At 72.4% G+C, this 13230-nt stretch carries 11 protein-coding genes and 1 pseudogene; 7 read left to right on the top strand and 5 right to left on the bottom strand.

Going from position 1 to position 13230, the window contains the following annotated elements; translation table 11 throughout:
- Positions 1–23: 23 nt before the first annotated feature.
- Positions 24–671 carry a TetR family transcriptional regulator gene (locus ACWGH0_RS11820; protein ID WP_453404014.1) on the bottom strand — a complete coding sequence of 216 codons (648 nt, stop codon included), beginning with the start codon at positions 669–671 and terminating at the stop codon, positions 24–26.
- Between the two features lie 159 nt (positions 672–830).
- Here ACWGH0_RS11820 and ACWGH0_RS11815 point away from each other — a divergent pair, with 159 nt between their 5' ends.
- The gene (locus ACWGH0_RS11815; RefSeq protein ID WP_453404013.1) at positions 831–2057 is read left to right on the top strand and encodes an acyl-CoA dehydrogenase family protein; all 1227 of its coding nucleotides are present in this window, start codon (positions 831–833) and stop codon (positions 2055–2057) included.
- Positions 2058–2126: 69 nt separating this feature from the next.
- On the opposite strand, the gene ACWGH0_RS11810 is transcribed toward ACWGH0_RS11815, so the two are convergent.
- Positions 2127–2618 (bottom strand): glutathione peroxidase, encoded by a 492-nt coding sequence (locus ACWGH0_RS11810; RefSeq protein WP_453404012.1) that lies wholly within the window; start codon positions 2616–2618, stop codon positions 2127–2129.
- Positions 2619–2856: 238 nt separating this feature from the next.
- Here ACWGH0_RS11810 and ACWGH0_RS11805 point away from each other — a divergent pair, with 238 nt between their 5' ends.
- Positions 2857–4113, top strand: a complete 1257-nt coding sequence (locus tag ACWGH0_RS11805; protein ID WP_453404011.1) for an amidohydrolase family protein — start codon at positions 2857–2859, stop codon at positions 4111–4113.
- Between the two features lie 17 nt (positions 4114–4130).
- Here ACWGH0_RS11805 and ACWGH0_RS11800 read toward each other — a convergent pair whose 3' ends face one another.
- Positions 4131–5009, bottom strand: a complete 879-nt coding sequence (locus ACWGH0_RS11800; protein WP_453404010.1) for an acyl-CoA thioesterase — start codon at positions 5007–5009, stop codon at positions 4131–4133.
- A gap of 25 nt (positions 5010–5034) precedes the next feature.
- Complete coding sequence (locus tag ACWGH0_RS11795; protein WP_453404009.1) at positions 5035–7548, bottom strand: DEAD/DEAH box helicase; 2514 nt, start codon at positions 7546–7548, stop codon at positions 5035–5037.
- Positions 7549–7669: 121 nt separating this feature from the next.
- On the opposite strand from ACWGH0_RS11795, the gene ACWGH0_RS11790 reads away from it, so the two are divergent.
- The 5 genes from ACWGH0_RS11790 to ACWGH0_RS11770 all read left to right on the top strand — a co-directional run bounded on the left by ACWGH0_RS11790 (position 7670) and on the right by ACWGH0_RS11770 (position 12972).
- Complete coding sequence (locus ACWGH0_RS11790) at positions 7670–8461, top strand: metal-dependent hydrolase (protein ID WP_453404008.1); 792 nt, start codon at positions 7670–7672, stop codon at positions 8459–8461.
- A gap of 69 nt (positions 8462–8530) precedes the next feature.
- A complete protein-coding gene (locus tag ACWGH0_RS11785; RefSeq protein WP_453404007.1) occupies positions 8531–10471 on the top strand; it encodes a flavin monoamine oxidase family protein in 1941 nt (646 codons plus the stop codon).
- 228 nt (positions 10472–10699) lie between these two features.
- Entirely contained in the window at positions 10700–11086 is a 387-nt protein-coding gene (locus ACWGH0_RS11780) for a hypothetical protein (RefSeq protein ID WP_453404006.1), read from the top strand.
- Between the two features lie 114 nt (positions 11087–11200).
- On the top strand, positions 11201–11464 hold the full coding sequence (locus ACWGH0_RS11775; protein ID WP_453404005.1) for a hypothetical protein: 264 nt from the start codon (positions 11201–11203) through the stop codon (positions 11462–11464).
- Between the two features lie 8 nt (positions 11465–11472).
- Positions 11473–12972: a SulP family inorganic anion transporter gene (locus ACWGH0_RS11770; protein WP_453404004.1), complete on the top strand. Its 1500-nt coding sequence runs from the start codon at positions 11473–11475 to the stop codon at positions 12970–12972.
- Between the two features lie 67 nt (positions 12973–13039).
- Here the strand turns inward: ACWGH0_RS11770 and ACWGH0_RS11765 are convergent.
- A pseudogene (locus ACWGH0_RS11765) lies at positions 13040–13230 on the bottom strand (AraC family transcriptional regulator); the annotation flags it as partial.

Here is a 13230-nt window from a genome sequence, read left to right as displayed (position 1 = left end):
GCCAAGGCGCACCCCCGGCCGCGTCAGAAGCCGGGGCCGTCCTCGCGGTCGCCCGCGGCGGCGAGCCGGCCCCACAGCAGGTCCGCGAGGCTGGACACCAACTGCTGCCGGGAGCAGGGGCGTTCGCCCAGCCACCAGTCGCCGGCCGCGTGCATCATCCCGACGATGCCGTGCCCCCACACCCGCGCGAGCTGCTCGCTGCCGGGCCCCAGGTCCACGCGTTCGGCGATCACCGTGGCCAGCTCCTCGCCGAGCCGCCGCAGCAGCGGCGCGGAGTGGCGGCCGACGTCGAAGCCCTGCTCGGGCTGGTGGGCGTCCTCCGCGGGGTGCATCAGGAACCGGTACACCTCCGGCAGCGCCTCGATCGCGGCGAGGTAGGTGTCCAGGGTCGCCTCGACCCGCTCCCGCCGCTCGGCGGGCGCGTCCAGCGCGGTCCGCAGGGCGGACAGCAGCGCGTCGGTGTGGCGCTTGGCCAGCGCGCGGTACAGGCCGCCCTTGTCGCCGAAGTGCCGGTACAGGATCGGCTTGGTGATCCCGGCCTCGGCGGCTATGGCGTTCATGGAAGCCTGCGGGCCGTCCCGCAGCACCACGCGGTCCGCCGCTTCGAGCAGTTCCCGCCGGCGCCGTGCGGCAGCGGAGCGCTGCTGCTGGTCCGAGTGTGTGGTGTCCATGGTGTTTCTCCCCGCCCGAAGCGATTCTGTGACGCCTGGGAAACGTAACACCAAGGCCGGGCGGCGCGCTGCCGCGGTTGACATGGCCTACTTACCGGTAACAGACTCCGGTTACCGCAAGTAACGCCTGAGCTTTTCGCAAGCAGTGCTGGAGGGGACATGGCCGAGTTCACGCTCGAACTCAACGACGACCAGAAGCAGGTCCGCGACTGGATCCACGGGTTCGCCGCCGATGTGATGCGCCCGGCCGCCGCCGAGTGGGACGAGCGTGAGGAGACCCCCTGGCCCGTCATCCAGGAGGCCGCCAAGGTCGGCATCTACTCCCTTGACTTCTACGCGCAGCAGTTTTTCGACCCCACCGGCCTCGGCATCCCGATGGCGATGGAGGAACTGTTCTGGGGCGACGCGGGCATCGGCCTGTCCATCGTCGGCACGGGCCTGGCCGCCGTCGGCGTCCTCGCCAACGGCACCGAGGAACAGATCGGCACCTGGATCCCCCAGATGTACGGCGACCCCGACGACGTCAAGGTCGCCGCCTTCTGCTCCTCCGAGCCGGACGCCGGCTCCGACGTGTCGGCGATGCGCACCCGCGCCGTGTACGACGAGGCCAAGGACGAGTGGGTCCTGAACGGCACGAAGACCTGGGCGACCAACGGCGGCATCGCGAACGTCCACGTCGTCGTCGCCCTCGTCGACCCCGAGCTCGGTTCCAAGGGGCACGCTTCCTTCATCGTCCCGCCGGCCACGCCCGGCCTGTCCCAGGGCCAGAAGTTCAAGAAGCACGGCATCCGCGCGTCGCACACCGCCGAGGTCGTACTGGAGAACGTACGCGTCCCGGGCCACTGCCTGCTCGGCGGCAAGGACAAACTCGACGAGCGCCTCGCCCGGGCCCGGGAGCGCGCCCGCCAGGGCGGCGAGCGCGTGAAGAACGCCGCCATGGCCACCTTCGAGGCGTCGCGCCCGGCCGTCGGCGCGATGGCCGTGGGTACGGCCCGCGCCGCGTACGAGGTCGCCCTGGACTACGCGAAGACGCGGGAGCAGTTCGGGCGTCCGATCATCGACAACCAGGGCGTCGCCTTCCAGCTCGCCGACATGCGGACCCGGATCGACGCGGCGCGGCTGCTGGTGTGGCGGGCCTCGTGGATGGCGACCACCGGCAAGCCGTTCACCTCGGCCGAGGGCTCGATGTCGAAGCTGTTCGCCAGTGAGACGGCCAAGGAGGTCACCGCGCAGGCCGTGCAGATCCTCGGCGGCAACGGCTACACGCGCGAGTACCCGGTGGAGCGCATGCACCGCGACGCCGCCATTTATACGATCTTCGAGGGCACCAGCGAGATCCAGCGCCTCGTCATCGCCCGCACCCTCTCGGGCATGCCCATCCGCTGACCCGCGCGCCGCGGTACGCCGAAGGCGCCGTCACCCCGCGTACCGGGGGACGGCGCCTTCGGCCTGCCGTCAGGCGGAGGGGAGCTGCGCCTCGATGGCCGTCACGACCTCCGGGGCCTCCGGCTCGACGCGCGGGCGGAACCGGCCGACGACCTCGCCCTTCGCGCTGACCAGGAACTTCTCGAAGTTCCACTGGACGTCCCCGGCCTCGCCGGCCTCGTCCTTCGCCGCCGTCAGCTCGGCGTACAGCGGGTGGCGGTGGTCACCGTTGACCTCGATCTTCTCCAGCAGCGGGAACGTCACGCCGTAGCTCGCCGAGCAGAAGGTCCCGATCTCCTCGGCGCTGCCCGGCTCCTGCCCCGCGAACTGGTTGCAGGGTACACCGAGGACCGTGAAACCGCGCTCCTCGTACGTCTTCTGGAGTCGCTCCAGGCCCGCGTACTGCGGCGTCAGACCGCACTTGGACGCCACGTTGACCACCAGCACCGCCCTGCCCTCGTAGGCCGCCAGGCTGGTGGGCTCGCCGGTCAGGGTGCGCAGGGGGATGTCGTACAGGCTCATCGCCGTCTCCTATGGCTGGGGGCGGCCGGACACGGCCGGCCGTCGGTCACTGCTCCGTACTGTTCCAGAGACCGGCCGGAAGGCGGCCGACGGCCCTGGTTTCCGTCCCGGCGGCGTTCAAGGCAGCCGCCGTATCGGCCGAGGACGCTTGTACCACCGTGTGGTGGCGCCGCGCGGCTCTCCCGGTTCCGGGCGCCGTCGCGGCGGCCATTCTCCCCTCCTGGGAAGGAACCGCGCCATGACCGGCCTCACCACCCCCGTACTCCTGCACAACGGACTCCTCGTCGACGGCACGGGCGGCGAGCCGGTCACCGACGGGGCGGTGCTCGTCGAGGACGGGCTCGTCCGCTGGGCCGGCCCGGCGGCAGAGCTGTCCGCCGTGCCGGACCTGCCGTCGCCGGCGCGCCGCGTCGACGTGCGCGGCCACACGATCCTGCCGGGCTTCATCGACTGCCACGTCCACATGGCGGCCCCCGGAGGCGCCCTCAGCCACGCCGAGATCGCGGCCATGCCCGCCTCGCTGCGCGTCTTCCTCGCCGCGCCGCGCATGAAGCTCACCCTGGAGGCGGGCGTCACCACCGCCCGTGACCTCGGCGGCGCGGACGCCGGCCACCGGGAGGCCGTCGCTTCGGGGCTGCTGCCGGGGCCCCGCCTGCTCGTGGCGATCGCCATGCTCAGTCCGACCGGCGGCCACGGCGACTTCCGGGCGGCCCACGACAGCGGCCCGAACGACCCCGTCATGGGCCGGCTCGCCGACGGCGTCACCGGTTGCCGCAGGGCCGTGCGCGAGGTCCTCCGGCAGGGCGCCGACTGCGTGAAGATCGCGGCCACCGGCGGGGTGTGGAGCCCGACGGACCAACCGGGCGACGAGGGCTTCCTGGAGGACGAGATCCGGACGATCACCCGGATCGCGGCCGGTCACGGGGGACGCAGGGTGGCGGCCCACGCCCAGGGGCGCCGCGGCATCCTGAACGCCGTACGCGGCGGAGTGGCCAGCGTCGAGCACGGCTACGAGATCGACGACGAGGCCGTCGACCTGATGCTGGAGCGCGGCACCTTCCTGGTGCCGACGCTCACCACCGCCCACACCGACCCCGACCCGCAGAAGGCGGCGGGCTGGGCGTACGCGAAGAAGAAGCACTGGCAGGCCGTCGCACGCCGGCACGTCCCGCGCGCCGTCGCGCGCGGGGTGCGCGTCGCGATGGGCACGGACTGCGGCATCGCGGAGCACGGCACCAACCTGCGGGAGCTGGAGCACCTCGTCGACTGCGGGATGACACCGATGGGGGCGATCCGCGCCGGCACCGCCGAGGCCGCCGAACTCCTCGGCCTGGCCGGGGAGATCGGCACCCTCGAAGCGGGCAAGCGGGCCGACGTCGTCGTGGCCCGGGGCAACCCGCTGCACGACATCACCGTTCTCGGCACGCCCGCCAACGTCCTGCTCGTCATGAAGGACGGGGTGACGTACAAGGACCTCGACGGCCTCATGCCCTGAGGACAGCGACCGCCGGCTCAGGCGGACGGCAGCCGGCGGAACAGTCCCTCCTGCACCACCGACACCAGCAGGTTGCCCGCGCGGTCGTAGATCCGCCCCCGCGCCAGCCCGCGCGCGCCGGTCGCGACGGGGGACTCCTGGTCGTACAGGAACCACTCGTCGGCCCGGAACGGCCGGTGGAACCACATGGCGTGGTCCAGCGACGCGATGTCGAACGTGCGCGGCCCCCAGAGCGGCTCCACCGGGATGCGGACCGCGTCCAGCAGGGTCATGTCCGACGCGTACGCCAGCGCGCACGTGTGCACCAGCTGGTCGTCGCCCAGCGGCCCGACCGCGCGCATCCACACCGCGCTGCGCGGGTCCGCCTCCTCGACCTCCTCGGCCGTCCACCGCAGCCGGTCGACGTACCGGATGTCGAACGGCTGGCGCCGGGCCATCCGCTCCAGCGACTCGGGCAGCTCCCCGAGGTGCTCGCGGATCTCGTCCACCACCGTCGGCAGCGTCTCGGGGTCCGGGAAGTCCAGGCGGGGCGGAAGCTGGTGCTCGAACGCGGCCTCCTCCGGCTGGTGGAAGGAGGCGGTCAGGTTGAAGATCGTGCGGCCCTGCTGGACGGCCGTGACCCGCCGCGTGGTGAACGAGCGCCCGTCCCTCACCCGCTCCACCTGGTAGACGATCGGCACGCCGGGACGGCCCGGCCGCAGGAAGTAGGCGTGCAGCGAGTGCACCGGCCGGTCGCCCTCGGTCGTACGCCCGGCGGCGACCAGCGCCTGGCCGGCGACCTGCCCGCCGAACACGCGTTGCAGGGACTCCTGCGGGCTGCGGCCGCGGAAGATGTTGACCTCGATCTGCTCCAGGTCGAGCAGGTCGACGAGCCGTTCGGCGGGGTTCGTCGTCACGGGACGGTTCTCCTTGGTTCTTTTCCTACAGCTGACCGACCGAGGTGACGCGGACGACCGCCCGCCCCTCCTCGTCGGAGGCGGCGAGGTCGACCTCGGCGCTGATGCCCCAGTCGTGGTCGCCGTTGGGGTCGGCGAACGTCTGCCGGACGCGCCACAGGCCGTGGGCGGCGTCCTCCTCGATCATCAGCAGCTTCGGGCCGCGGGCGTCCGGCCCGGTGCCGAGGTCGTCGTACTCGTCCCAGTACGCGTCCATGGCCTCGCCCCACTTGTCCTCGTCCCAGCCGGACTCGCCGTCCAGCTCCCCCAGTTCGCGGACGTTGTCCAGGGCGGCCAGCTCCACGCGGCGGAACATGGCGTTGCGTACGAGCACCCGGAAGGCCCGCGCGTTCGCCGTGACGGGCTTGACCTGGTCGGCGCGCTCCTGCGCCTCCTCGGCCGTCTCCACCTCGGGGTTGGCGAGCTGCTCCCACTCGTCGAGGAGGCTGGAGTCGACCTGGCGCACCAGCTCGCCGAGCCAGGCGATCAGGTCCTCCAGGTCCTCGGACTTGATGTCGTCGGGGATGGTGTGTTCCAGCGCCTTGTACGCGCCCGCCAGGTACCGCAGCACGATGCCCTCGGTGCGGGCGAGCTCGTAGTGCGAGGTGAACTCCGCGAACGTCATGGCCCGCTCGTACATGTCGCGGACCACGGACTTCGGGGACACCGGGTGGTCGCCGACCCACGGGTGGCTCTTGCGGTACACGTTGTACCCGTGCCACAGCAGCTCCTCCAGCGGCTTCGGGTACGTGATCTCCTGGAGCCGCTCCATGCGCTCCTCGTACTCCACGCGGTCCGCCTTCATCTGGCCGACCGCCTCGCCGCGCGCCTTGTTCTGCTGGGCGGCGAGGATCTGGCGCGGGTCGTCCAGGGTCGACTCGACCACCGAGACCATGTCCAGGGCGTACGAGGGGGACTCCGGGTCCAGCAGCTCGTACGCGGCGAGCGCGAATGTCGACAGCGGCTGGTTGAGCGCGAAGTCCTGCTGGAGGTCGACGGTCAGCCGCACGGTACGGCCGTCGGCCTCCGGGGTCTCCAGCATCTCCACGACGCCGCCGTCGAGCAGCGAGCGGAAGATCGCGACGGCCCGCCGGATGTGCCGCAGCTGCGCCTTGCGCGGCTCGTGGTTGTCCTCCAGCAGGTGGCGCATCGCCGCGAAGGGGTTGCCGGGGCGGGCGATGACCGACAGCAGCATGGTGTGGGTGACCCGGAAGCGGCTGGTCAGCGGCTCGGGGTCGGATCCGATCAGCTTGTCGAAGCTGGACTCGGACCAGGCGACGAAACCCTCGGGGGCCTTCTTGCGGACCACCTTGCGGCGCTTCTTCGGGTCGTCGCCGGCCTTGGCGAGCGCCTTCTCGTTCTCCACGACGTGCTCGGGCGCCTGGGCGACGACCAGCCCCGCCGTGTCGAACCCGGCCCGGCCCGCGCGACCGGCGATCTGGTGGAACTCGCGGGCGCGGAGCGTGCGTACGCGGGTGCCGTCGTACTTGGTGAGGGCGGTGAACAGCACCGTGCGGATGGGGACGTTGACGCCGACGCCCAGGGTGTCCGTACCGCAGATGACCTTCAGCAGACCCGCCTGCGCGAGCTTCTCCACGAGCCGGCGGTACTTGGGCAGCATGCCGGCGTGGTGCACGCCGATGCCGTGCCGCACGAACCGCGAGAGGTTCTTGCCGAACTTCGTGGTGAAGCGGAAGTTGCCGATCAGCTCGGCGATCCGGTCCTTCTCCTCCCGCGAGCACATGTTGATGCTCATCAGCGACTGCGCCCGCTCGACGGCCGCGGCCTGCGTGAAGTGCACGATGTAGACCGGCGCCTGCCGGGTCTCCAGGAGCTCGGTCAGCGTCTCGGTGATGGGGGTGAGGCGGTACTCGTACGACAGCGGGACCGGCCGGGTCGCGGAGCGCACGACCGAGGTCGGGCGGCCGGTGCGCCGGGTCAGGTCCTTCTCGAACATCGAGACGTCGCCGAGGGTCGCCGACATGAGGACGAACTGCGCCTGCGGCAGTTCGAGCAGCGGGATCTGCCAGGCCCAGCCGCGGTCCGGCTCGGCGTAGAAGTGGAACTCGTCCATCACGACCTGGCCGATGTCGGCGTGCTTGCCGTCGCGCAGCGCGATGGAGGCCAGCACCTCCGCCGTGCAGGCGATCACCGGGGCGTCGGCGTTGACGGACGCGTCGCCGGTCAGCATGCCGACGTTCTCCGTGCCGAAGAGCTTGCACAGGTCGAAGAACTTCTCCGACACCAGGGCCTTGATCGGCGCGGTGTAGAAGGTGACCTTGTCCTGGGCGAGGGCGGCGAAGTGCGCGCCCGCCGCGACGAGGCTCTTGCCGGAGCCGGTCGGCGTGGAGAGGATCACGTTCGCGCCGGACACCACCTCGATCAGCGCCTCCTCCTGCGCGGGATAGAGACTGATGCCCTGGCCCTCGGCCCATGAGGTGAAAGCCTCGAAGAGGGCATCGGGGTCGGCGGTCGGGGGCATCTGATCGATAAGGGTCACGCCCCCATCTTGCCTGGCTTCGCCCCGGAACACGGAACCGGTCGGCCGTTCGAAGATCACGACCGATACGCTGCCGTGTCAACGGGGGCACACCACAAGAGCAAACGGGCGGGGAACGACCATGATGGGACCGGCGCACTCACTGTCCGGAGCGGCGGCCTGGCTGGGGGTGGGTGCGGCGGCGGCCGCGGCCGGACACCCGATGCCGTGGCCCGTGCTCGTGGTGGGAGCCCTGATCTGCGCGGGCGCGGCCCTCGCGCCGGACCTCGACCACAAGTCGGCGACCATCTCGCGCGCCTTCGGCCCCGTGTCGCGCGGCCTGTGCGAGATCGTCGACAAGCTGTCGTACGCCGTCTACAAGGCCACGAAGAAGCAGGGCGACCCCCGCAGGTCCGGCGGTCACCGCACGCTCACCCACACCTGGCTGTGGGCGGTCATGATCGGCGGCGGCGCGTCGCTCCTGGCCTTCACCGGTGGCCGCTGGGCGGTGCTCGCGCTCCTCTTCGTCCACCTGGTGCTGGCGGTGGAGGGCCTGCTCTGGCGGGCCGCCCGGGTGTCCAGCGACATACTGGTGTGGCTGCTCGGCGCGACGAGCGCGTGGATCCTGGCCGGCGTACTGGACGAACCCGGCAACGGCGCGGACTGGCTGTTCGCCGGCCCCGGCCAGGAGTACCTGTGGCTCGGCCTGCCGATCGTGCTCGGCGCGCTGGTGCACGACATCGGTGACGCGCTCACGGTCTCCGGCTGCCCGATCCTGTGGCCCATACCGGTCGGCCGCAAGCGCTGGTACCCGATCGGGCCGCCGAAGGCGCTGCGGTTCCGCGCGGGGAGCTGGGTGGAGATGAAGGTGCTGATGCCGGCGTTCATGCTGCTCGGGGGAGTGGGCGGCGCGGCGGCGCTCAACTTCATCTGACGCGGTTTCGTTCGGGTGAATCCGGCGTCCGGCCCACTGCCCCGGACGCCGTGCGCCGTTTGAGGGATCATGGAACCCTTAGATGTGACGCGTCGTCAATTCACCGCCGCGGCCGGGACGGTGGCCGCTGCCGCCGCCGTCACCGCCGTCACCGGGGCGGACGCGGCCGCCGCGCCCGCCGCTCCGCTCTCCACCGCCGACCGGCAGAGGTGCCTGGAGGTCGCCCGCGCCCTGCTGGTCGTCGACGAGGACAACCAGCCGCTGATCCCCCGGTACGAGAAGATCCTCCTCGGCGGGGGGCTGCCCCGGACCGGCGCGGCGCCCAGGGACGTGCTCGTCGTCGGCGCGGGACCGGCCGGCATGGTCGCCGCCTCCCTGCTCAAGCGCGCGGGCCACCGCGTCACCGTCGTCGAGGCCAACGGCAACCGGGCGGGCGGGCGCATCAAGACCTTCCGCACCGGCGGTCACGAGAACGCCAAGCCGCCGTTCGCCGACCCGAAGCAGTACGCCGAGGCGGGCGCCATGCGCATCCCCGGCAGCCACCCGCTGGTCATCGGGCTGATCGACCACCTCGGCATCGAGCGCCGCCCGTTCCACTACGTCGACGCCGACCCGGACGGGAAGCCGGCGTACCGCACCTGGATCCGCGTCAACGGGATCAGGACGCGGCGCGCCGACTACGCGAAGAGCCCGGTGGCGGTCAACCGCTCCTTCGGCGTGCCCCGGAAGTACGTCAACGTACCGGCGGCCGAGATCGTCCGGCAGGCCCTGGACCCGGTGCGCGACGAGTACAGCACCCGCCGCCCCGACGGCACCCGCGTCAACAAGCCGATGCCCGAGCTGGTCGAAGGCTGGGCCCGGATCGTCCAGCGCTTCGGCGACTGGTCGATGTACCGCTTCCTCACCGAGCACGCGAAGCTCGACACCCGCACGATCGACCTCGTCGGAACGCTGGAGAACATGACCTCCCGGCTTCCGCTGTCGTTCATGCACAGCTTCATGGGGGCGTCCCTGATCAGCCCCGGCACGCAGTTCTACGAGCTGACCGGCGGCACGGCGGTCCTCGCGGACGCCCTTCTCGACGACGTACGCGACGAGGTGCGTTTCGACCGGCGCGTCACCCGCGTCGAGACGCGCCCCGAAGGAGCCCCGGGGCCCCGCGTGCGGCTGCACGCCGTCTCCGAGGGACGCGACGGGCGCGTGGTCCGCGAGGAGTTCTCCGGTGACGCCGCCGTCGTCACCATCCCCTTCTCCGGTCTGCGGCACGTGCAGATCTCGCCCCAGCTCTCGTACCGCAAGCGCCGGGCCGTGAGTGAAATCCACTACGACAGCGCCACGAAGGTCCTGCTCGAATTCAGCCGCCGCTGGTGGGAGATGAGCGAGGACGACTGGAAGCGCGAGCTGGACGCCATGGAGCCCGGGCTGTACGACGCCTACCGCAAGGCCGCGGTGCCGGACGACGGGCGGCTGCTCGGCGCCCACCCCTCCGTGCCGCCCGGCCACCTCTCCGAGCAGCAGCGCACGCACTACGCGGCGCACTGCTGGGTCTCCCGCGACCAGCCGGAGGCGGCGCGGGTCGTCGGCGGCGGATCGGTGACCGACAATCCGAACCGCTTCATGTTCAACCCGTCCCACCGGGTGCCGGGCAGCGACGGCGGCGTCGTGCTCGCGTCGTACAGCTGGGCCGACGACGCCCGGCGCTGGGACGCCTACGACGACGAGGCCCGGTACGCGCTCGCGCTGCGCGGCATGCAGGAGGTGTACGGGCAGCGACTCGAGGTCTTCTTCACGGGCGTCGGCCGCACCCAGAGCTGGCAGCGCGACCCGTACGCGTACGGCGAGGCGTCCGTACTGCTCCCCGGACAGCACACCGAGATCTTCCCGGACACGCGCACCCCGGAGGGTCCGCTGTACTTCGCCGGCTGCCACACGTCGCTGAAGCCCGCCTGGATCGAGGGCGCGCTGGAGTCGGCGGTCCGCGCGGCGCTGGAGGTCCACGGCGCACGCTGACGGCGGCGGCAGGTGACGCTCGGGGACACCGGCCCCACCCGGCCGGTGTCCCCGGGCGTCCGGCCCCGGGCGCGATCCGGCCACGTTCGCGAAGAGTTAACGCCTTTGTAAAGTGCCGAGTTGCCATCCGGGGCCCGTACCTGAACACAATGGCGGCGGTACTCGACACCATGCCGCGCCGCACATCGCAGATGCGACGGCGCGAAGACGCCCGGGGGAGGAGGGACCGTGCTGCGGATCACCGCGGCCGCCAAGGCGCTGCTGCTGGCGGTGTTCGCCCTGCTGTCCCTCACGGCCGCCACCGGCGACGCCTCCGCGACGCCCTCCACCGCCGGGCCCGCGCACGTCACCGCGCTCGGGACGGCGCCGCCCGTGGCCGGATCCGGCTCCTGCTCGCCCGCCGAATCGGACGTCGAGACCCGCGCCGGCCACGCGCGCCGCGCGCAGCGGCCGCAGGACGCGCCCCAGACGGCCCTCCACGCGGCGAGCGCCCCGCCCGCCGCGCCCGTCGGACTCCCGCACCGCGCCCTGCCGGACGACGGCGGAGCGCCGCACCCGCACGCGCCCTCCAGATCCGGGGACCTCCCGGTGGCCCTCCAGGTCTTCCGCTGCTGACACGGCCGTACGGACGACCGAAGTCCCGTACCCGCTGAGCGGTACGCGACGGTTTTTCGTATTGCGCACCGGTACGTTCACGGCACTGCACTCGCTCCTGGAGGCGATCCCCCCATGCAGACCTTCATCGACCATGCCCGCTCGCCGGGCGAACGCACACCGGGACTCGAAGGGCGGCGCGAGTGGTTCGCGCGGCCGGCCGCCCAGGCGCCCCGGGCGCTGTTCGTCGGCCGCCCCAACTCCCGTGTCGTCCCCGCACTGACCACCGGGGCGCGCCCCGGCGAGGCCGGACCGCGGCCGCACGGCTGGTTCCGCGCCGCGGACACCGGGCCGGTCCTCGCCCACCGGCCCGCCGTCGACGCCTTCCTCCCGCTGTGAGCGCCGGCGTGAACCCCGTGACCCGGACCGTCGGCAAGCTCTTCGGCCGACGCCGACCCGGTGACCTGCGGGCCGACTTCACCGCCTCGCTCGTCGTGTTCCTGGTGGCCGTGCCGCTGTGCGTGGGCGTGGCCGTCGCCTCTGGCGTACCCGCCGAACTCGGCCTGGTCACCGGCATCGTGGGCGGCCTCGTCACCGGGCTGCTGCCCGGCAGCTCCCTCCAGGTCAGCGGCCCGGCCGCCGGCATGACGGTGCTCGTCTACGAGGCCGTGCAGGCGTACGGGCTCGGCGCCCTCGGCGTGATCGTGCTGGGCGCGGGGGTGCTGCAACTCGCCATGGGCGCGCTCCGGCTCGGCCGCTGGTTCCGGGCGATCTCGATCGCGGTGGTGCAGGGCATGCTCGCGGGCATCGGACTCGTGCTCATCGCGGGCCAGTTGTACGCGCTGGCCGACGCCGAGGCGCCGGCCGGCGGGCCTGCCAAGATCGGCGGCCTGCCGGAACTCGCGGCCGGCACCCTCACGTCGGGACCGGCCCTGGCCGCCCTCGCCATCGGGGCCGGCACGGTGGCGGTCCTCGTACTGTGGCCGAGGATTCCGGGCGCGGCCCGGGTGCTGCCCGCCCCGCTGGCGGCGGTCGCCCTGGCGACCCTGGCCGCCGTCGTCCTCGACCCGCCGGTCGCCCGGGTCGAGGTGAAGGGCCTGCTCGACGCCGTGCAGCCGCCCGGCGCCGCCGACCTCGGCCGGCTCGCCGAGGTCGGTCTCCTCGGCACGGTGATCGCCTTCACGCTCATCGCCTCCGCCGAGAGCCTGTTCAGCGCGGCGGCCGTGGACCGGCTGCACGACGGCCCGAGGACCGACTACGACAAGGAGCTCGTCGCCCAGGGCGCCGGCAACGCCGTGTGCGGCATGCTCGGCGCGCTGCCGATGACGGCGGTGATCGTACGTAGCTCGGCCAACCTCCAGGCAGGGGCGCGCACCAAGGCGTCCCGCGTGCTGCACGGTGTGTGGCTGCTCGTCTTCGCCGCGCTGTTCCCCGCCGCGCTGGGGGTGATCCCGGTGGCGGCACTCGCCGGTGTGCTGGTGCACGCGGGCTGGAAGCTGATCCCGGTCAAGGAGCTGGTCCCGCTGTGGCGGGAGCACCGCGGCGAGGCGGTGGTGCTGGGGGCCACGGCCCTCGCCATCGTCGTGACCAACATGTTCGAGGGGGTGCTGATCGGCCTGCTGCTCGCGGTGGCGAAGACGGCGTGGGAGACCTCCCACGTCCATGTGGAGGTCAGCGCCGGTGAGGAGGGCTCGACGGGCCCGGTCCGCGTCCGGGTCCTCGGCAACGCCACCTTCCTGCGCCTGCCCAAGCTCCTCGACGCACTGGAGGCGCTGCCGCGCGACCGGCCGATCGAACTCGACCTGACGGGCCTGCGGCACATGGACCACGCGTGCGGAGCCGCCCTGACGAGCTGGACCGACCGCCACAACGAAACGGGCGTGGAACCGGTACGCGTCGCCGCCTGACCGGCCCGCCCTCTCACCGATGACCGCGTCCCGGTCCTGCGGCGCCCCCCACCGGGGCGCGCCGCAGGCGCAGGGCGTCGAGCAGGTCCTCGGGGTACTCGCGGTCCACGAACGCCTGGCCTGCGGGAACGGTGATGAGGTCGGCCTCTTCGAGCCGGTCGAGGCCGTACGGAGTGGTGATCGTGAACCCGGCGTGATTGCTCAGCGGCCCGCTCTCCGCGGCGACCACCGCGAAGTCGTACGCGGGAAGGCCCGCGT

It is taken from the genome of Streptomyces sp. NPDC054887, assembly GCF_053610585.1.
The sequence above is the reverse complement of the archived record's forward strand: the minus strand, read 5'-3'. Positions and strand labels throughout refer to the sequence as shown.

Coding starts and splice junctions, on each gene's coding strand:
- ACWGH0_RS11820 (WP_453404014.1), bottom strand. CDS start 671: ATGGACACCACACACTCGGACCAGCAGCAGCGCTCCGCTGCCGCACGG.
- ACWGH0_RS11815 (WP_453404013.1), top strand. CDS start 831: ATGGCCGAGTTCACGCTCGAACTCAACGACGACCAGAAGCAGGTCCGC.
- ACWGH0_RS11810 (WP_453404012.1), bottom strand. CDS start 2,618: ATGAGCCTGTACGACATCCCCCTGCGCACCCTGACCGGCGAGCCCACC.
- ACWGH0_RS11805 (WP_453404011.1), top strand. CDS start 2,857: ATGACCGGCCTCACCACCCCCGTACTCCTGCACAACGGACTCCTCGTC.
- ACWGH0_RS11790 (WP_453404008.1), top strand. CDS start 7,670: ATGATGGGACCGGCGCACTCACTGTCCGGAGCGGCGGCCTGGCTGGGG.
- ACWGH0_RS11785 (WP_453404007.1), top strand. CDS start 8,531: ATGGAACCCTTAGATGTGACGCGTCGTCAATTCACCGCCGCGGCCGGG.
- ACWGH0_RS11775 (WP_453404005.1), top strand. CDS start 11,201: ATGCAGACCTTCATCGACCATGCCCGCTCGCCGGGCGAACGCACACCG.